Below are 18,201 nucleotides of genomic sequence, written 5' to 3'. Positions count from 1 at the left end.
GCGTGACCGAGAGCAACCCCGACATCGAGATCTCCCGGCGCAGGCTGCTGGGTACCGTCGGCGCCGCAGGCGCCGTCGGGATCGCCCTCGGAGCCACAGGCGGCGCCCTGGCGCACTCCGCGCTGGACGGCTCCGGGAGCGGTTCCGCTTCCGGCTCGGCCGGCAGTCTGGCCTCCCTGGGCGCCACCCAGGTGGCCTTCCACGGCGACCACCAGGCCGGCATCACCACCCCGTTGCAGGCCAAGGGGCACCTCGTCGCCTTCGACCTCGCCGCCGGAGCGGGCCGTACGGAGGCTGCCGCGCTGCTGCGGCGCTGGTCCGACACCGCCCGCCGGCTGATGGCGGGCGAGCCGGCCTCGGCCTCCGACAGCGGGATCGCCCTGGACGCCGGTCCGTCCTCGCTCACCGTCACCTTCGGCTTCGGCCACTCCTTCTTCGAGCGCACCGGGCTCACCGCCCGCCGCCCCGCCGCTCTCGATCCGCTGCCGGACTTCTCCTCGGACCGGCTGGACGCCCAGCGCAGCAACGGTGACCTGTGGGTCCAGATCGGCGCCGATGACGGCCTCGTCGCCTTCCACGCCCTGCGGGCCCTGCAGAAGGACGCCGGGGAGGCCGCCCGCGTCCGCTGGCAGATGAACGGCTTCAACCGGTCTCCCGGCGCCACCGGCACCCCAATGACCGCCCGCAACCTGATGGGCCAGGTCGACGGCACCGGCAACCCGAAGCCCTCGGAGCCCGACTTCGACAAGCGGATCTTCGTTCCCGGCGCGGGCCCCGGCCCGGCCGAGCACGCCTGGATGGCCGGGGGCTCGTACGCCGTCGTCCGGCGCATCCGCATGCTCCTCGACGACTGGGACAAGCAGTCCCTCGCCCAGCAGGAGCAGGTCATCGGCCGCACGAAGGCCACCGGCGCCCCTCTGACGGGTGGCAGCGAGACCACCGAAATGGCGCTCGACAAGCTCGGTGCCGACGGGAAGCCCGTCATCCCGTCCAACGCCCACGCCCGTATCTCCGCCCCCGAGCAGAACGGCGGGGCCGCCATGCTCCGGCGGCCCTTCTCCTTCCATGACGGAATCGGCCCGGACGGCGCCCCCGACGCAGGGCTCCTCTTCGTCTGCTGGCAGGCCGATCCGCTGCGCGGATTCGTGCCCGTCCAGCGCAAGCTCGACCGCGGCGACGCGCTGTCGGCGTTCATCCGGCACGAGTCCAGCGGGCTGTACGCGGTTCCGCCCGGCCCGCGCAGCGGAGAGTACGTGGGGCAGCGGCTGCTCGAAGGATGAACACGGACCCGGCGGGCGGCACCCCGGCATTAGGCTGATCGCATGTCAGCCACCCGCTTCACGTATCTCGGTCCCGAGGGCACCTTCACCGAGGCCGCCCTGCGCACCCTGCCGGAAGCCGCGACCCGGGAACTCGTCCCGATGGTGTCGGTCCCGGCCGCCCTGGACGCCGTGCGCAACGGCGAGGCGGCCGCTGCCCTCGTCCCGATCGAGAACTCCGTGGAGGGCGGGGTGACCGCCACCCTCGACGAGCTGGCCTCGGGCGAACCGCTGATGATCTACCGCGAGGTGCTGCTCCCCATCACCTTCGCACTGCTCGTACGGCCCGGAACCGCCCTGTCGGACGTCAAGACCGTCACCGGGCACCCGGTCGCCCAGCCGCAGGTACGCAACTGGCTGCGGGCGAACCTGCCCGATGCGGTGTGGGAATCGGCCGCGTCGAACGCCGACGGCGCCCGCCTGGTCCAGGAGGGCCGCTTCGACGCCGCCTTCGCGGGCGAGTTCGCCGCCGCCACCTACGGGCTCGTCCCGCTGGTGACCGAGATCCACGATGCGGAGAACGCCGAGACCCGGTTCGTGCTGGTGGGTCGCCCTGCCCGGCCGGCCGCGCCGACCGGCGCGGACAAGACCTCCGTCGTGCTGTGGCTCGGCGACGACCACCCCGGTGCGCTGCTGGAGCTCCTCCAGGAGTTCGCGGTGCGGGGGGTGAACCTGATGCTGATCCAGTCCCGTCCGACCGGACAGGGCATCGGCAACTACTGTTTCGCCGTCGACGCCGAGGGCCACATCTCCGACCGGCGGGTCAGTGAGGCGCTCATGGGCCTCAAGCGGACCTGCCCCCAGGTCCGCTTCCTCGGGTCCTACCCGCGGGCCGGTGTCGCTCAGAGTGATGTCCGGGCTCCTCGGCCCGGGACCTCCGACGGTGACTTCACGGCAGCCTCCGACTGGCTGGGGCGTTGCCTCGACGGGCGGGCGTAGGACGTAGTCCACTGTCCACAGAGTTATCCACAGGCACAGAGGGGGACCTGGGGACAAGTCGACAGAACGGCACGACAAGGTCGACAAATCGCCCGGGAGGCTCAGGTTTCGCTCTGGGGAGCGGGAGGTGAACGATGTCACCCCCGCATCGCCGATCAACTCTTTGGGGCGAGTCATTCCCACCCGAATGAGTGTGTGAGGGTGGTTTGAACCCTGATTCGTCCTGACCATCCCTGGATCAGGAATGATCTATTCCTGTGTCCACAGAGGCGGCACACAGCCTGTGGATAAGATGCGGGCCGCGGCAATTCCTGTGGACAAGAAGCCCCTCCAGCCCTGTTCAAGGCCCACCCGACCGCCGGCATTCTGCCCCTTTTCAGGGAATGGGACCGCTTTTATTGACGCTCCGAGAAGGACCGCTTCCGGTCAGTCGTCAAGACTTATCCATTCGTTGCAATTGGGACATAGCGACACGCAGCGTGATATCGGTGTGATCCTTGGAAGCCCAGCCCGGTAGCCTGGAGGGGTGATTGACCTCCGGCTGCTCCGTGAAGACCCTGACCGTGTCCGCGCCTCGCAGCGCGCCCGTGGAGAGGACGTCGAACTCGTCGACGCGCTGCTCTCCGCCGACGAGCGCCGCAGGTCCTCCGGCATGCGCTTCGACGAACTGCGCAACGAGCAAAGGTCTCTCGGCAAGCTCATCCCCAAGGCCTCCCCCGAAGAGCGGGCCGAGCTGCTGAAGAAGGCCGAGCACCTCAAGCAGGACGTCAAGGCCGCCGAGGCCGAGCAGAACGAGGCCGACGAAGCCGCCAAGCAGCTTCTCCTCCAGCTCGGCAACATCGTCCACGAGGACGTCCCGGTCGGCGGCGAAGAGGACTTCACCGTCCTGGAGACGCACGGCACCATCCGAGACTTCGCCACCGAGGGCTTCGAGCCCAAGGACCACCTGGAGCTCGGCGAACTGCTGGGCGCCATCGACGTCGAGCGCGGTGCCAAGGTCTCCGGCTCGCGCTTCTACTACCTGACCGGTGTGGGCGCCCTGCTGGAGCTGGCGCTGGTCAATGCGGCCATCGCCCAGGCCACCGAGGCCGGCTTCATCCCGATGCTGACCCCGGCGCTGGTCCGCCCGCGCGCCATGGAGGGCACCGGCTTCCTCGGCCAGGCCGCCGAGAACGTGTACCACCTGGAGAAGGACGACTTCTACCTGGTCGGTACCTCCGAGGTCCCCCTCGCCGCGTACCACATGGACGAGATCATCGACGCCGAGAAGCTGCCGCTGCGGTACGCCGGCTTCTCCCCGTGCTTCCGCCGCGAGGCCGGTACGTACGGCAAGGACACCCGCGGCATCTTCCGCGTCCACCAGTTCGACAAGGTCGAGATGTTCTCGTACGTCGCGCCGGAGGACGCCGAGGCCGAGCACCAGCGGCTCCTGGAATGGGAGAAGCAGTGGCTGACCAGCCTGGAGCTGCCGTTCCAGGTGATCGACGTCGCCACCGGTGACCTGGGCTCCTCCGCCTCGCGCAAGTTCGACTGCGAGGCGTGGATCCCCACCCAGGGCAAGTACCGCGAGCTGACCTCCGCCTCGAACTGCGACAGCTTCCAGGCCCGCCGCCTGTCGATCCGCTACCGCGACGGCAAGAAGACGCAGCCGCTGTCGACGCTGAACGGCACGCTGTGCGCCGTACCGCGCACGATCGTCGCGATCCTCGAGAACCACCAGCAGGCCGATGGTTCGGTTCGGGTGCCCCAGGTGCTCCGTCCCTACCTCGGCGGCCGCGAGGTCCTGGAGCCGATCACCAAGTGAGCCCGGCCCCGTTCCCGTACAAGCTCGTCGCGACCGATCTCGACGGCACGCTGCTGCGTGGCGACGACACCGTCTCGGAACGCACCCGTGAAGCGCTCGTCGCGGCCACCGCGGCGGGCGCGGCACACATCATCGTCACCGGTCGCGCCGTGCCCTGGACCCGGCACGTACTGGACGATCTCGGCTACAAGGGGATCGCGGTCTGCGGGCAGGGCGCGCAGGTCTACGACGCGGGTGCGCACCGGCTGCTGACCTCGGTGACGCTGGACCGGCAGCTGGCCGGTCTGGCGCTGTCGAAGCTGGAGGCCGAGATCGGCCCGCTGGCCCTGGCGGCCAGCCGGGACGGGGTGGACGGCGAAGTCCTGTTCGGGCCCGGGTACCAGGTACAGGAAGGCCTCCCGGCCCTCTACCTGGAGGACGCCAAGGCGCTGTGGGCGGCTCCGCTGAACAAGCTCTACATCCAGCACCCGGAGCTGGACGACGACGCGCTCGTCAAGGTGGCCCGGGAGACCGGGGGCAGTCTGGTCGACATCGTCATGGCCGGGCCCGGCATCGTCGAGATCCTGCCGCTGGGTCTGACCAAGGCCACGGGTCTGTCGCTGGCCGCGCGCCGGCTGGGAGTGAAGGCGGCGGAGACGATCGCCTTTGGTGACATGCCCAACGACATCCCGATGTTCGGCTGGGCCGCACACGGGGTGGCGATGGCCAATGCCCACGCCGAGCTCAAGGCCGTGGCCGACGAGGTGACGACCTCCAACGAGGAGGACGGCATCGCGGTGGTGCTGGAGCGTCTGCTGGGCGCCGCGTAGCGCGCATGACGTAGGAGAGGTCCGGGACAGCCCGCGCCGCAAGGCGCGCTCGAAGTGGCTGCCCCGGACCTTTTGTTGCTCCCCGCACGACCCACTCTGCACCGGGCACAGGTCCCTTACCAGCGAATTTCCGTGCATCAGCCGTGCATGCGGCGGCGGCGCCAGTAGGCGACGGTGAGGATCCCCAGCAGCGGGCCCCAGAGCAACAGCGGTGCGTAGGACAGGTCGAAGATCCGCAGGGCGAGCCCGGTGGGCGCATCGGGATTCGCGGCGTTGGTTTCGCTCCAGGTCAAGGCACCCAGGACCGTGATGCCGGTGAGCGCGATCGCGCCCAGCGTCGCGGGAACGACCGCCACCAGGGGATGGATCGGGCGCCCGCCCAGCACGGGAATCCAGCCGGGCAGCTCCTCTCCCCAGCGCTGGACCATACCGAGGCTCAATAGGCCCAGGGTCTCCTGCAGGACGCAGACGAAGGCGAGGACCAGGGACGCGGTACCCAGGTAGTTCGAGTGGTGCAGGTCGCTGCCCGGGCCCCAGCCCATGGGAATGCCGACCGCGATCGCCAGCCGCCACAGGCAGCTGGGGAGCACGGTCAGCGAGGTGAGCCGGGCGAGCAGGCGAAGCCGTGGAGAGACTCCGGGCACGGTGTGCGGGGCACGAACCACGGTGTGGGAAGTCATCTGCCAAGTCCTTTTCAGGGGCTTCCGGTTGATGAATCAAGCCTGGCCGGACGAGGTCTTGGGAACCATCCGTCGATCAGCAGGCCGGTGGGTCCCGTGATGTCGTGCTGCTCTGCCGATCGGCAGATGGCCGGTCTCCGGGGTGCGCTCGTAGGGTCGGGTCATGACCGTCAACCTTCGTACCGCGTACGCCCCGTTACTGGCCCTTGCCGGCGGCGGCTGCGTCCTCGCGGTGTTCCTGGGGGCGCCCCCGACGTGGTTGCTGATCTGGGTGGGGCTGCTGCTGCCGCTGCTGGCCCTGGTGGCCCGCTGGTCCCCGGTGCGTTCGGGGACCGTCGCGGCCTCGCTGGGGGTGACGGCCGTCGCGGTGTGGCCAATACCGCTGATGTGGGGCACGTCGTCGTGGCTGGAGGCCTGCGGGGCTGCAGCGTTCTGGGCGGTGCCCGCGCTCGGGGCCCTGGCGGCCGGGGGATACCTGCGCCGTCAGGCGAGCCGGATGCGCCAGGCCGTCCGGGACGGGCGGCGTGACCAGCAACTGGAACTGGCCCGGGATCTGCACGACTTCGTGGCGCACGACGTGAGCGCCATCGTGGTGCAGGCCCAGGCGGCCAGGTTCGTGGCGGACAAGGACCCCGAGCAGGCGGTCCGCGCGTTGGAGCGGATCGAGGCGGCGGGGCTCGGCGCGCTCGCCTCGATGGACCGGACGGTGCACGCACTGCGGGAGGCGGCCGGTGCGCGGTCCGCCTCGGTCCCGGGGACCTCGGAACTTCCGGCGCTGGTGGGGCGGTTCGAAGGCGGGGTGCTGGAGGCCGACCCGGCGGCAGCCCGGGAGTTGTCGCGGGAAGCGGACACCACCGCCTACCGGGTGGCCGTGGAAGCCTTGACGAACGTACGCCGGCACGCGCCCGGGGCGGCGGTCGTACGGGTGCGCCTGCACCGGGCCGCGGAGGGGATCGAACTGAGCGTGGCCAACTCCGCGCCGGCCCGGGGCGCGGGCGGGCTGAGGGGACTGGGGCTGCGGCGACGGAGCGGAACCGGGCTGGCCGGTCTGCGCGGCAGGGTGGAGGCGGCGGGCGGGACGCTGCGGGCTGGCGCGAGCGCCGACGGCGGGTGGCGGGTTTGCGCCGTCTTCCCGGCGCAGGGACACGCCCTCGGGTGATCATGGCGGCGTGACCACACGCATCCTGATAGCCGACGACCAAGAAGACATCCGCAGCGGTTTCCGGCTGATCCTCGATTCACAGCCTGACATGACCGTGGTGGGGGAGGCCGCGGACGGGGAGAGCGCGGTGGCGCTGGCGAGGGAACTACGACCCGATGTGGTGCTGGCGGACATCCGGATGCCTCGGCTCGACGGGCTGGAGGTGACGCGGCTGCTGGCGCCGCAAACGCGGGTGGTCGTGGTGACCACCTTCGACCTGGACGAGTACGTGCACACCGCGCTGCGCAACGGCGCCTGCGGCTTTCTGCTGAAGCGGTCCGGTCCGGCGCTGCTGATCGAAGGGGTGCGGGCGGCGATGGCGGGGGACACGCTGATCAGTCCGCAGATCACGGTGCGGCTGCTGAGCCGGCTGACGCAGGAGGGTCCGGTCGCCCGGCCCGCGGCGCATCCGCTGACGGAACGGGAGCTGGACATCGTGCGCCTGGTGGCGCGGGGGCTCACCAACGCCGAGATCGGCGCGGAACTGTTCATCAGCGCGGGAACGGCAAAGACCCACATCGCGAACGTCCAGGCCAAGCTGGGGGCCCGCAACCGGGTGGGAATCGCTGCCTGGGCCTGGGAGCACGGCATCGCCAAAGCGGAGTCGGAGGCTGGGGCCGACTAGATCCTCGTCATGTTTCACGTGAAACAACGTTGCGGGTGAGCGGCCAGGCGAGCAGGCCGACGGAGAGCGCGATGGCGTGGCCGAGGTCCGTGAAGGTGCCACCGGTGACCAACGGCATCCCGAAGAATGTGACCGCTCCGGCCAGGTAAAGCCATCTCCAGGGGGCAGGGAGCCGGTAGGTGAGGACGCCGATGGAGGCCGCGAGCCCATAGCTGACGCCGATGTCGACGACGTGGGTCATGCTGTGCGGGGCCCGGTGGTCCTGGATGGCCGTCAGGAGGATCTTCTGGCTGACCAGAGTGGCGACGACGTGGGCGGTCGCGACGATCAGGAGCCAGCGCAGGGTGCCGAGCCAGCGTTCGACGGGGGCGTGGAACAGCTCGAAGAGCACGGCGTAGAGGGCGAGAGAGGCCGGGTTCGCGATCCAGAAGGCGCTGCTGACGAGTGCCCGGACCGGGTATTTGACGAGCTGGTGGATGTTGCTGCTGTTGCGGTGGAGGAGGACGCTGTCGACCTGGTCGGGGGCGATCGCGACGATGACGCTGGTGACGGCGATGATCAGCAGCCAGATGTGCGTTCCGGGCGAGGAGCGTATCCAGGACCGTAGCGGCCTGGACGGCTCCGGCTCGGTGTGCGCGACCATGCACCGATGATGCCGCGCGAACCTGTGCCCCGCCCGGCCGGTGGGCCGGGCGGGGCACAGGTTCGCATGCGCTGCGGCAGGACCTACTCCTCGCCCGCCAGGGTGAGGCGGCGGAGCTTCTGGCCCGCGTAGACGGTGGCGCCGACGGTGACCGCGCAGAGCAGGATCACGGCGGTGGGAAGGCCGACGGTGGCGTCGACGTACCCGTCCCCGGCGACCTTCTCGGCGACGGACAGGGCCCACTGCTGGACGCTGAGGGTCTTGGCTCCGGAGACCAGGCTGCCGAAGAGCGACTCCCAGATCAGGGCGTAGACCAGGCCGAAGACGACCGCGTGCCGGCTGACGGTACCGAGCAGCAGGAACAGCGCGCTGTAGGCGATCGAGGCCACGAGGGCGGCGATCGTGTAGGCGACGGCGATCTGCTGGCCGTTGCCGTTGAGGATGAATCCGGCGATCAGGGTGGGGATCGCGGAGAAGACCATCGTGACGGCGATCGCCACGATCAGCTTGGTCATGATGATCGTCGGACGCTTCACCGGCTTGGCGAGCAGGTAGACGATGGAGCCGTCGTCGATCTCGGGCCCGATGGCTCCCGTGCCTGCGATGACACCGATCAACGGAACCATGGTGGCGAGGGCGAAGCCCCCGAGGAGGTCGGCCGCGACCTTGTCGTCCACGCCGACGAAGGTACGGACGACGAGGGCGATGACGACCAGCAGGGCGGGCAGCGCGAAGAGGATCAGCGCGCGGCGCCGGCCGAGCAGGGCCCGGTAGGTGAGCCGGGCAACGGTGGGTTCGTACATGGGTGCCAGCTCCTTTCAGGCCGTGACGAGGTAGGAGAAGACCGACTCGAGGGACTCGTCGGAGGGCGAGACCGTCAGCAGCCGGATGCCGTGTTTCCGGGCCACGCGGGGCAGCAGCTCGGTGAAGCGGCCGAAGTCAACGGCCTGGATGCGCAGCGCGCCTTCCTTCAGGTCGACCTCGATGCCGGCGGTGGAGGGGTCGGCGATCAGGGCTGCGGCGAGCGCCCGGTCGTCGGAGGAACGGATGAGGTAGCGGTGCGGGCGGTCCGTCATCAGACGGCGGATCTTGCGGAAGTCGCCGGAAGCTGCGTGCCGACCGGCCACGACCACCTCGATGTGCGAGGCGAGCTGCTCGACCTCCTCCAGGATGTGGGAGGAGAACAGGACGGTGCGTCCTTCGTCGCCCATGCGCCGCAGCAGGTTCATGAGCTGCATGCGCTGCCGCGGGTCCATGCCGTTGAACGGCTCGTCGAGGAGGAGTACGGACGGCTCGTGGACGAGGGCCGAGGCCATCTTCACTCGCTGGCGCATGCCCTTGGAGTACGTGGAAATCTTGCGGTCCTGGGCGTACTCCATCTCGACGGTGGCGAGCGCCCGCTGGGCTGCCGCGTCGTCGAGGCCGTGGAGTTCGGCGTTGGCGACGACGAACTCCCGGCCGGTGAGGAAGTCGTACATGGCCTCGCGCTCGGGCACGACGCCGATCTGCTTGTAGACCTGCTCGTTCTGCCAGATCGGTGCGCCGTCGAGGGTGACGGTGCCCGTGGAGGGGGCGAGGAAGCCGCCCATCATGTTGATGAGGGTGGACTTTCCGGCGCCGTTGGGACCCAGCAGCCCGGTGACGCCGGGGCCGATGCTCATGGTCACGTCGTTGACGGCGACGACGTTCCCGAACCAGCGGGAGGTGTGGTCGATGTCGATGGTGGTCACAGCCCGGCCTTCCGGTAGCGGGCCATCAGGGCGGCGTAGGAGCCGACGATGAGGCCGAGGGCGACGAGCAGGTAGACGACGCCGACACCGGCCGAGGGGCCCTCGCCGCCGGGGAACTCGGAGGTCGCGCCCAGGAAGGCGGTCTGTACGCCGTCGATGAGGGTGATCGGGGAGAACAGGCCCATCCACTCGATGGCTCCGGTGTTCCCGGTGCTGGAGGCGATCCCCTGGACCGCGGTCACCGCGCCGAACGGGATCAGGAGCACCGCGATGATCGCGGCGACGCCGAACCCGCGGCGCGGGGTGAGAGCGGCCGTGACCAGGCCGAGGCCCGCGAAGAGCAGCGACAGCAGCAGAACCGACACGAGTCCCTGACCGAATCCCTTGGTCTGGTCGGCGAAGTCGAACTTCGCGAGGAGCGAGCCGATCCACATGATCAGCAGCGGGGTCGCGGTGAGGATGAACAGGGCCGAGGCCATGGCCGCGTACTTGGCCAGGACGTAGTCGACACGTTCGATGGGCCGCGAGAAGTAGAGCGGCACCGTCTTGAAGCGCAGGTCGCGCGAGACCGACTGCGGCGCTTGGGACGCGAGGAAGAGGCCGACGATCACCTGCGTGGTCAGGGCGTACGACGTGTACTCGAGCGGCAGTTCGGTGGAGTTGGGCATCGCGATGGCGACAGCAACGATGATCAGCGCGGGTACGCACATCACTGCGAAGAGGATCATCGGGAGGACCTTGGACTTGGCGGAGCGGCCGAGTCCGTAGGCGCCGCGCAGGGACTGCGAGAACAGCGACTTGCGGGCGTAGGCGCGGCCGAGCCGGGGTCCGTCATAGGACCGGTAGCCGATGTTGTGGATCTGGGTGGAGGTGTCAGGCGCCATCGGAACCGGCTCCCTTCTGCTGGACGGTGGGCGAGGGCTGCTCGTTGTCGCGGAAGACCTCCGCGATGTGGTGACGGCGCTGCTCCATGCGGACCAGGCCGATGCCCAGGTCGGCGACGGTGTCGCGGACGGTGTCGTACGTCTGCTCGCCGGTGGCCTCGACGAGGAGGATGTGGCCGGCTCCGGGCAGGCCCTGTTCCTCTCCGACGTGCAGGGTGACACCGGCTTCGGTGAGCGCCTTGCGCAGGGCGGCAGAGCCGTCCGGGTGGGCGTCGGAGTCGGTGACCTCGACCGCGAGGGTCGTGGTGATCTGGGTGAAGTCGCTGGTGGAGCTGGAGCGCAGCAGCTTGCCGCCGTCGACGACGACCACGTGGTCGCAGGTCCGCTCCAGCTCGCCGAGGAGGTGGGAGGTGACCAGGACGGAGATGCCGAAGTCGGTGTAGATCCGGCGGATCAGGCCGAGCATCTCGTCGCGGCCGACCGGGTCCAGGCCGTTGGTCGGCTCGTCGAGGAGGACCAGCTGGGGGTCGTGGACGAGGGCCTGGGCCAGCTTGACGCGCTGCTTCATGCCGGTGGAGTAGCCGCCGATGGGGCGGTATCGCTCCTCGTACAGCCCGACGTGGCGCAGGGTGTCGGCGGTGCGCTCGCGGGCCGCGGTCGGCGGTAGCCCGGACATGCGCGCCATGTGGACGACGAACTCGGTGGCCGAGACGTCGGGTGGCAGGCAGTCGTGCTCGGGCATGTAGCCGACGCGTTCACGGATGGCGCTGCCATGCGTGTGGACGTCGAGGCCGAGCACGGCGGCGCTGCCCTCGGTGGCGGGGGACAGTCCCAGCAAGATTTTGATCAGCGTGGACTTGCCGGCTCCATTGGCACCAACGAGGCCGGTCACACCAGGCCCGATGTCCAGGGAGAGCCGGTCGAGGGCGGTCACTCGGGGGTACCGCTTGCTCAGGCTTTCGGTCGCAATGACAGTCACGGGTTCGACGTTAGTGGCGCAGCTCGAGTGAAACGTCAGACCTGGAGCTGGATCCCGTCTCAGCCTTCAGGCGTACATGCCCCCACGGGAGGCTGATGTGGACCCGACAACTTTGTCCACAGGTCCGTGCACGACCCTTGACGTGATCTCCGGTCATTGTCACATTCATCAGTGTCAACTTACGGGCGCGTACGGCTACACGGATGGACGGGCTGACATGGCTGGGGACACCAAGCAACGCACCGCGCGACTCTCCGGACGACGCTCCGCCGACCTGAGCGGCTTCAGAGAGGTGCAGCGCCTCTCGTACGAGTGCGCGGAGGCCGTCGCGGCCCAGCTGCGTCCCGGGGTGACCGAGCGCGAGGCCGCGCGGATGCAGCGCGAGTGGCTGCGGGAGCGCGGGGTACGGGACTGGTTCCACCTGCCCTTCGCGTGGTTCGGGGACCGCACCGCCTTCGCGAACTTCAGGATCCCGCTGCAGTTCTTCCCCACCAACCGGAAGCTGGAGCCGGGGATGCCGTTCATCCTCGACATGGCGCCGGTCTACAAGGGGTACGCGGCGGACATCGGCTATTCGGGCAGCCTCGGGCTCAATCCGGTGCAGGACCGGCTCATGTCCGACCTCCAGGCGCACCGCGTGCTGATCCTGGAGCAGGTGCGCGAGGGCCGCTCCCTGCGCGAGATCTACGAGAACGTCGAACGGCTGATGACCCGGCAGGGGTACGCCAACCGGCACCGGGCCTATCCCTTCGGCGTGATCGCGCACAAGATCGACCGGGTCAAGGAGCGGCGCTGGTCGCCGACCGCCTTCGGCTTCGGCACCCAGTCCCTCAAGGGACTGGCGAGTGACGCCCTGCACGGCCACCGCGAGGGCTGGTCCCCGCTGTGGAGCCCGTACCACTTCTCCGACCATCCGCCGCAGCCCGGCTTGTGGGCGGTGGAACCCCACCTCGGATTTCGGGGTACCGGCGCGAAGTTCGAGGAGATCCTGGTCGTCACCGACTCCCGGGACCCCGAGGAGAGCGCGTTCTGGCTGGACGACGATCTGCCGCACGTGCGGCGCTGGGCCGAGGAGGAGGCAGCATGAGCGACATGGGTGGAGCGGGAGCGGTGGGCCTGGCGGGTGCGCGCGAGCGCCGGGTGAGCACCGGCGGGGTCGAGCTGTGCGTCGTCGAGCTCGGTGAGACGGGCCGGCCGACGGTGCTGCTGGTGCACGGTTACCCGGACAGCAAAGAGGTCTGGTCGGAGGTCGCCGAGCGACTCGCGACGCGCTTCCACGTGGTGCTCTACGACGTACGCGGCCACGGGCGCTCCACGGCGCCGCAGCCGCTGCGCGGCGGCTTCACCCTGGAGAAGCTGACCGACGACTTCCTGGCGGTGGCGGACGCGGTCAGCCCGGACCGGCCCGTGCACCTGGTCGGCCACGACTGGGGCTCCGTACAGGGCTGGGAGTTCGCCACGGTCGCCCGCACCGAGGGCAGGATCGCCTCCTTCACCTCGATGTCGGGTCCCTCCCTCGACCACTTCGGGCACTGGATCAAGAAGCGGATGACGCGGCCCACCCCGCGGGCGGCGGCGCAGCTCCTCGGCCAGGGCGCCAAGTCCTGGTACGTCTACATGCTGCACACTCCCGTGCTGCCGGAGCTCGCCTGGCGCGGGCCGCTCGGCAAGCGGTGGCCCGCGATGCTCCAGCGCATCGAGAAGGTGCCGGCCGGCTCCTATCCGACGGCCTCACTGCCTTCGGACGCAGCACACGGAGCCTGGCTCTACCGCGACAACGTGCGGCCTCGGATGCGCCGGCCGCGCCCCGACGCGTACGCCCACGTACCGGTGCAGTTGATCACCCCGACCGAGGACGCCTTCCTGTCCGAGCGGCTCTACGACGGTCTGGAGCGGTGGGCCCCGGACCTGTTGCGGCAGACCCTGCCCGCCAAGCACTGGGTGCCCCGGACCCGGCCCGACCAGCTGGCCGCTTGGATCACCGAGTTCGTCAACGACCGGGAGGAGCCCGCGACGCGGGCACCGGAGCAGAAGGCCCCGGGCAAGTACGCCGACCGCTTCGCGGGCCAGCTGGTCCTGGTGACCGGCGCGGCCAGCGGCATCGGCCGGGCCACGGCCTTCGCCTTCGCCGAGGCCGGGGCCCGGGTGGTCGCCGTCGACCGCGACGCGGAAGGCGCTGCGCGCACGGCCGACATGGCCCGGCTCGTCGGTGCCGCCGAGGCCTGGGCCGAGTGCGTGGACGTCAGCGACGAGCAGGCGATGGAGAAACTCGCGGCGAAGGTCGCCGCCGAGTACGGAATCGTCGACGTCCTGGTCAACAACGCCGGGATCGGCCTGTCCGGCGCCTTCCTCGACACCACCGCCGAGGACTGGAAGAAGGTCCTGGACGTCAATCTGTGGGGGGTCATACACGGCTGCCGGATCTTCGGGAAGCAGATGGCCGAGCGCGGCCAGGGCGGGCACATCGTCAACACCGCCTCCGCCGCCGCCTACCTGCCGTCCAGGACCCTGCCCGCCTACAGCACCTCGAAGGCCGCGGTGCTGATGCTGTCGGAGTGCCTGCGCGCGGAACTGGCCTCGAAGTCGATCGGCGTCTCCGCGATCTGCCCGGGCATCGTCAACACCAACATCACCGCCACCTCGCGCTTCGCCGGGGTGGACGAGGCCGAGGAGAAGCGCCGCCAGGAACGCTCCTCGCGGTTGTACGGGCTGCGCAACTTCCCGCCGGAGAAGGTCGCCGACGCGATCCTGCGGGCGGTGGTGCGCAACGAGGCCGTCGTGCCCGTGACTCCGGAGTCCAAGGGCGCCCTGTGGATGTCCCGCTTCGCCCCGCGTGCCCTGCGGCGCATCGCAAGGCTGGAGCCGAAGCTGTGAACGGGTCTGCGGACATGATCGGCCGGCACCCGATCAGCCCGCGCCGGGTGGCCTTCGCGTGGAAGACCACCCCCCTGCACTGGATACCGGACGAGCCCACCGCCACGCACGTCATCAACGTGCTGCACCTGCTGCTGCCCGCCGGGGAGCGGTGGTTCGTCAGGGTCCTCAAGGAGGGGCTGCCCCTGGTCACCGACCCCGAGCTGCGCAGTGACGTCAAGGGGTTCATGGGGCAGGAGGCCACGCACAGCGTGCAGCACTCCTACGTGCTGGACCACCTCGCCGAGCAGCGGCTACCGACGGAGGCGTACACGCGGCACGTGGACTTCCTCTTCGAGAAGCTGCTCGGGGAGGCCCCGCCCTTCGGGGTGCCGGTCACGGCGCGGGAGTGGCTGCGCTTCCGGCTGGCCGTGGTCGCCGCGATCGAGCAGTTCACGGCGGTCCTCGGGGACTGGGTGCTGCGGGCCGACGGGCTCGACCGGGCCGGGGCCGACGAGATCATGCTGGACCTGCTGCGCTGGCACGGCGCGGAGGAGGTGGAGCACCGCTCCGTCGCCTTCGACATGTACCAGCACTGCGGGGGATCCGGTCTGCCCCGCTACGCGCGCCGCATCGAGGGGATGGTCGTGGTCGCGCCCGTGCTGGCGTGGCTGTGGGTGTGGGGGGCCTCGTACCTCATACGCAACGACCCGGAGCTGGGCGGCCGGCTGCGCTACTCGCTCGGCGCGCACCACCGCGCGGTGGCCAAGGGCCTGCTGCCTCCGTGGAGAGAGCTCGGCATGGCCATACCCCGCTACTTCCGGCGGTCGTACCATCCCTCGCAGGAGGGCTCGCTGCGCAGGGCGGTCGAGTACCTTGCGGCTTCACCTGCCGCCCGGGCCGCGGCGGGCGCGGTCGGCCGAGCCGCGATGTCGTAGGGAGCCGGGATTGTCCGATCAGGCGGTAGCCGAGTACCGGATCGAGGATCTGGCACACCACAGCGGGGCGACGGTGCGCACGATCCGGGCGTACCAGGATCGTGGCCTGCTGCCGAAACCGGAGCGGCGGGGCCGTTCCAACGTCTACCGGGACACGCATCTGGCGCGGCTGCGCCAGATCGCGGACCTGCTGGACCGCGGCTACACCCTGGCCTCCATCAAGGAACTGTTGGAAGCCTGGGACGCCGGGCGAGGTCTGGGCGGCGTACTCGGGCTGGTCGCCGAGGTGCACGGGCCGTGGACCGACGAGGAGGCGGCCCGGATCAACCGGGAGGAGCTGGACGAGCGGTTCGGCGGCCGCCCGGACGACGACGCCGTGGACGAGGCGTGCGAGCTCGGGGTGCTGGAACGGATCCCGGGGCGCCCGGACCAGTTCCTGGTGCCCTCCCCGCAAGAGCTGGCGGTGGCCGCCGAGCTGCATGCGGCCGGGGTGCCGCTGTCGGCGATCACCGGGCACCTGCGGGAGCTGCGGGGACAGGTGGAGCACATCGCCTCGCGGTTCCTGGAGTTCACCACCGAGCACGTCTTCGCGCGCTACCTCGGGCAGGTGCCTCCCACGGACGCGGACGCGGCGGAGGCGGCGACGATGGTGCGGCGGCTGCGGCCGCTGGCCCAGCAGACCGTGGACGCCGAGCTGGCGCGGGCGATGCGGCTCTTCGCGACCCGGCACCTCCAGCGGCACCTGGGGTCGGCCGGCGCACCGGGGCCGACGGGGCCCTCGCCGGTGGCGCTGCCGGCCGCAACGGTACGGGCCGTGCAGGATCTGGTGGGTGCCGACCACGTGGCGGAGTTCGTCCGGGCCGCAACGGAGCGGGAGCTCCAGGCCCGGACGATGAACGATCTGGCGCGCCGACGCGAGCGGTGACGACGCCTGGGAGGGCGGTCACGGCAAAAGGCACGGTCACGCCCGGTCGGGGCCGGTCGGGGCCGCCCCCAGGTTCCACAGGGTCCACAGGTTCCACAGGGCGGATCACGCGTTTGTCGTCAAAACCCGCCCAAACGGCTGTGGACAAGTCCCCTTTTCCTGTGGGCAACTGAGCCGCCGTCTCACCCTACGGTCTGGTACGCCGCCTTGGCCGGGCTCGCGCCGTCCACCGGGCCCGCCTTCGCACTCCGGCCGAACCTGGACCCGTACCTGGCGCCCGTACCTGCCCCGGCTCCCCTCCCGGTCCCGTACAGGAAGGCGGCCAGGGCCAGGCCGAGGATCCCGCCGACCAGTTGGGCGCCGACGAATCCGGGCAGCGACTGGGGAGCTATGCCGGTGAAGGAGTCGCTGAAGCTGCGCCCGATGGTGCCCGCCGGATTGGCGAAGGAACCGGAGGAGGTGAACCAGATCGCGGCCGCGATGTACGCGGCGACCGCCGCCGGGACGAGCCCGGAGCGCCCGATCCGGCCGAGGCCCTGGATCAGGAGGACGAGACCGGCGGTGGCGACCACCTCTCCGATGAGCAGATGACCTCCGTCGCGCACCTGGGTGGCGAAGGTGCCCGGGGTCCGGCCGAACATGACGTCCGCGACGAGGGCGCCGCCGATGGCTCCGGCGCTCTGGGCCACGGTGTAGACGAGGGCCTCGCGGCCGCCCAGGCCCTGGCCGCCGGTCCGCCGGGACCACCAGGAGGTGAGGGTGACGACCGGGTTGAGGTGGGCGCCGGACAGCGGCCCGAAGATCGTGATGATCAGCCCGAGGCCGATGGCCGAGGCGAACGAGTTGGCGATGAGGGCGACACCGGTGTCGCGGCTGAGCTCGGCGGCCTTGAGCCCGGAGCCGATCACGACCACGAGCAGGCCGGCGGTACCGACCAGCTCAGCAGCAGCGCGGCGTGACAGTGAGGGTTGGGCTGTCATCGTTTCTCCCCCTGAACAGACGTGTTAATGGAAAATATATTCCGCATCTTGGAAGAGCGATAGAGGGCGTCCACCACCTGGCACCACCGGCCACCCCGGAAAATCCCTGCCGCGAGGCCGCCCGACCGGGCACGCTGGAGCCATGGATGAAAGACGCACCGTGAAGGTGTCGAAGTACGTCTCGAAACACCTGCGACACCAGCCGGAACGGATCGGACTGGTGCTCGATCCCCACGGCTGGGTGGAGATCGACGACCTGCTGCGCGCGGCCGCCGCGCACGGCTTCCGCTTCAGCCGGGCCGAGCTCGACCACGTCGTCGCCGCCAACGACAAGCAGCGGTTCGCCGTGGACGGCACCCGGATCCGGGCCAACCAGGGGCACACCGTCGCCGTGGACCTGGACCTGCCGGAGGCCGAACCGCCCGCCTACCTCTACCACGGCACGGTCGCCGCCGCCCTGGAGCCGATCCGCGCCGAGGGCCTGCGCCCGATGGCCCGCCACCACGTGCATCTGTCCCCCGACCGGGAGACCGCCACCCGGGTCGGCGCGCGACGCGGCCGGCCTGTCGTGCTCAGCGTGGACGCCGGGGCGATGCGAGCGGCCGGACACGTCTTCCGGATCAGCGCCAACGGGGTGTGGCTCGTGGACGCCGTACCGCCGCAGTTCCTGCGCTTCCAGTAGTCCCGGGCCGCGCGTACGGACCAGCCGTCCGGGCCGACCGTCCGGGCCGCCGTCCGGGCCGCCGACCGGGCCGCCGACCGGGCCGCCGTCCGGGCCAGGCATCCCGGGGCGCCGGAATTCACACAGAGATTGTCCGACCATCCCCCTAATGTGTGCACCACTCCGGGATCTGTGAGGGGGGGACCTCGCGATCACCGAACCATCCCTGTA

The 18,201-nt window shown here is 70.3% G+C and carries 18 protein-coding genes; 11 read left to right on the top strand and 7 right to left on the bottom strand.

Annotation, left to right across the window (positions count from 1 at the left end):
• Positions 1-2: 2 nt before the first annotated feature.
• From efeB to OG594_RS02240, 4 genes are all read left to right on the top strand, one after another.
• On the top strand, positions 3-1,280 hold the full coding sequence (gene efeB / locus OG594_RS02255; RefSeq protein ID WP_266594812.1) for an iron uptake transporter deferrochelatase/peroxidase subunit: 1,278 nt from the start codon (positions 3-5) through the stop codon (positions 1,278-1,280).
• Between the two features lie 42 nt (positions 1,281-1,322).
• Positions 1,323-2,258 (top strand): prephenate dehydratase, encoded by a 936-nt coding sequence (gene pheA, locus OG594_RS02250; protein ID WP_030713748.1) that lies wholly within the window; start codon positions 1,323-1,325, stop codon positions 2,256-2,258.
• 526 nt (positions 2,259-2,784) lie between these two features.
• Positions 2,785-4,062 (top strand): serine--tRNA ligase, encoded by a 1,278-nt coding sequence (gene serS / locus OG594_RS02245; RefSeq protein WP_266594811.1) that lies wholly within the window; start codon positions 2,785-2,787, stop codon positions 4,060-4,062.
• Positions 4,059-4,871 (top strand): HAD family hydrolase, encoded by an 813-nt coding sequence (locus OG594_RS02240; protein ID WP_266594810.1) that lies wholly within the window; start codon positions 4,059-4,061, stop codon positions 4,869-4,871. Before serS ends, OG594_RS02240 begins: the two co-directional genes overlap by 4 nt.
• A gap of 137 nt (positions 4,872-5,008) precedes the next feature.
• Here the strand turns inward: OG594_RS02240 and OG594_RS02235 are convergent, their stop codons facing one another.
• Entirely contained in the window at positions 5,009-5,551 is a 543-nt protein-coding gene (locus tag OG594_RS02235; protein ID WP_266594809.1) for a hypothetical protein, read from the bottom strand.
• Between the two features lie 163 nt (positions 5,552-5,714).
• On the opposite strand from OG594_RS02235, the gene OG594_RS02230 reads away from it, so the two are divergent.
• Positions 5,715-6,710, top strand: coding sequence for a sensor histidine kinase (locus OG594_RS02230; protein WP_266594808.1), 996 nt, complete (start codon positions 5,715-5,717; stop codon positions 6,708-6,710).
• 10 nt (positions 6,711-6,720) lie between these two features.
• On the top strand, positions 6,721-7,377 hold the full coding sequence (locus OG594_RS02225) for a response regulator transcription factor (protein WP_266594807.1): 657 nt from the start codon (positions 6,721-6,723) through the stop codon (positions 7,375-7,377).
• Positions 7,378-7,384: 7 nt separating this feature from the next.
• Here OG594_RS02225 and OG594_RS02220 read toward each other — a convergent pair whose 3' ends face one another.
• The 5 genes from OG594_RS02220 to OG594_RS02200 all read right to left on the bottom strand — a co-directional run bounded on the left by OG594_RS02220 (position 7,385) and on the right by OG594_RS02200 (position 11,613).
• Positions 7,385-8,020: a rhomboid-like protein gene (locus tag OG594_RS02220; RefSeq protein ID WP_266594806.1), complete on the bottom strand. Its 636-nt coding sequence runs from the start codon at positions 8,018-8,020 to the stop codon at positions 7,385-7,387.
• Between the two features lie 83 nt (positions 8,021-8,103).
• Entirely contained in the window at positions 8,104-8,823 is a 720-nt protein-coding gene (locus OG594_RS02215; RefSeq protein ID WP_266594805.1) for an ABC transporter permease, read from the bottom strand.
• 15 nt (positions 8,824-8,838) lie between these two features.
• Positions 8,839-9,750 carry an ABC transporter ATP-binding protein gene (locus OG594_RS02210; protein WP_266594804.1) on the bottom strand — a complete coding sequence of 304 codons (912 nt, stop codon included), beginning with the start codon at positions 9,748-9,750 and terminating at the stop codon, positions 8,839-8,841.
• Positions 9,747-10,634 carry an ABC transporter permease gene (locus OG594_RS02205; RefSeq protein ID WP_266594803.1) on the bottom strand — a complete coding sequence of 296 codons (888 nt, stop codon included), beginning with the start codon at positions 10,632-10,634 and terminating at the stop codon, positions 9,747-9,749. The genes OG594_RS02210 and OG594_RS02205 overlap by 4 nt, the downstream gene beginning before the upstream one ends.
• Complete coding sequence (locus OG594_RS02200; protein ID WP_266594802.1) at positions 10,624-11,613, bottom strand: ABC transporter ATP-binding protein; 990 nt, start codon at positions 11,611-11,613, stop codon at positions 10,624-10,626. The genes OG594_RS02205 and OG594_RS02200 overlap by 11 nt, the downstream gene beginning before the upstream one ends.
• Positions 11,614-11,830: 217 nt before the next feature.
• Here OG594_RS02200 and OG594_RS02195 point away from each other — a divergent pair, with 217 nt between their 5' ends.
• Genes OG594_RS02195 through OG594_RS02180 form a run of 4 tightly spaced genes read left to right on the top strand, consistent with a single transcriptional unit; the run spans position 11,831 to position 16,329 of the window.
• On the top strand, positions 11,831-12,700 hold the full coding sequence (locus OG594_RS02195) for a M24 family metallopeptidase (protein ID WP_266594801.1): 870 nt from the start codon (positions 11,831-11,833) through the stop codon (positions 12,698-12,700).
• 23 nt (positions 12,701-12,723) lie between these two features.
• The gene (locus OG594_RS02190) at positions 12,724-14,487 is read left to right on the top strand and encodes an SDR family oxidoreductase (RefSeq protein WP_266602532.1); all 1,764 of its coding nucleotides are present in this window, start codon (positions 12,724-12,726) and stop codon (positions 14,485-14,487) included.
• A gap of 14 nt (positions 14,488-14,501) precedes the next feature.
• Positions 14,502-15,404 (top strand): metal-dependent hydrolase, encoded by a 903-nt coding sequence (locus OG594_RS02185; RefSeq protein WP_266602530.1) that lies wholly within the window; start codon positions 14,502-14,504, stop codon positions 15,402-15,404.
• A gap of 10 nt (positions 15,405-15,414) precedes the next feature.
• On the top strand, positions 15,415-16,329 hold the full coding sequence (locus tag OG594_RS02180; RefSeq protein ID WP_266594800.1) for a MerR family transcriptional regulator: 915 nt from the start codon (positions 15,415-15,417) through the stop codon (positions 16,327-16,329).
• Between the two features lie 182 nt (positions 16,330-16,511).
• Here OG594_RS02180 and OG594_RS02175 read toward each other — a convergent pair whose 3' ends face one another.
• Positions 16,512-17,309, bottom strand: coding sequence for an aquaporin (locus OG594_RS02175; protein ID WP_266594799.1), 798 nt, complete (start codon positions 17,307-17,309; stop codon positions 16,512-16,514).
• A gap of 142 nt (positions 17,310-17,451) precedes the next feature.
• Here OG594_RS02175 and OG594_RS02170 point away from each other — a divergent pair, with 142 nt between their 5' ends.
• Positions 17,452-17,991: an RNA 2'-phosphotransferase gene (locus tag OG594_RS02170; RefSeq protein ID WP_030009826.1), complete on the top strand. Its 540-nt coding sequence runs from the start codon at positions 17,452-17,454 to the stop codon at positions 17,989-17,991.
• The last annotated feature ends 210 nt before the right edge of the window (positions 17,992-18,201 follow it).

Source organism: Streptomyces sp. NBC_01214, assembly GCF_026340975.1.
Taxonomy (GTDB): domain Bacteria; phylum Actinomycetota; class Actinomycetes; order Streptomycetales; family Streptomycetaceae; genus Streptomyces.
This window is presented reverse-complemented; position numbering and strand designations above follow the sequence as displayed.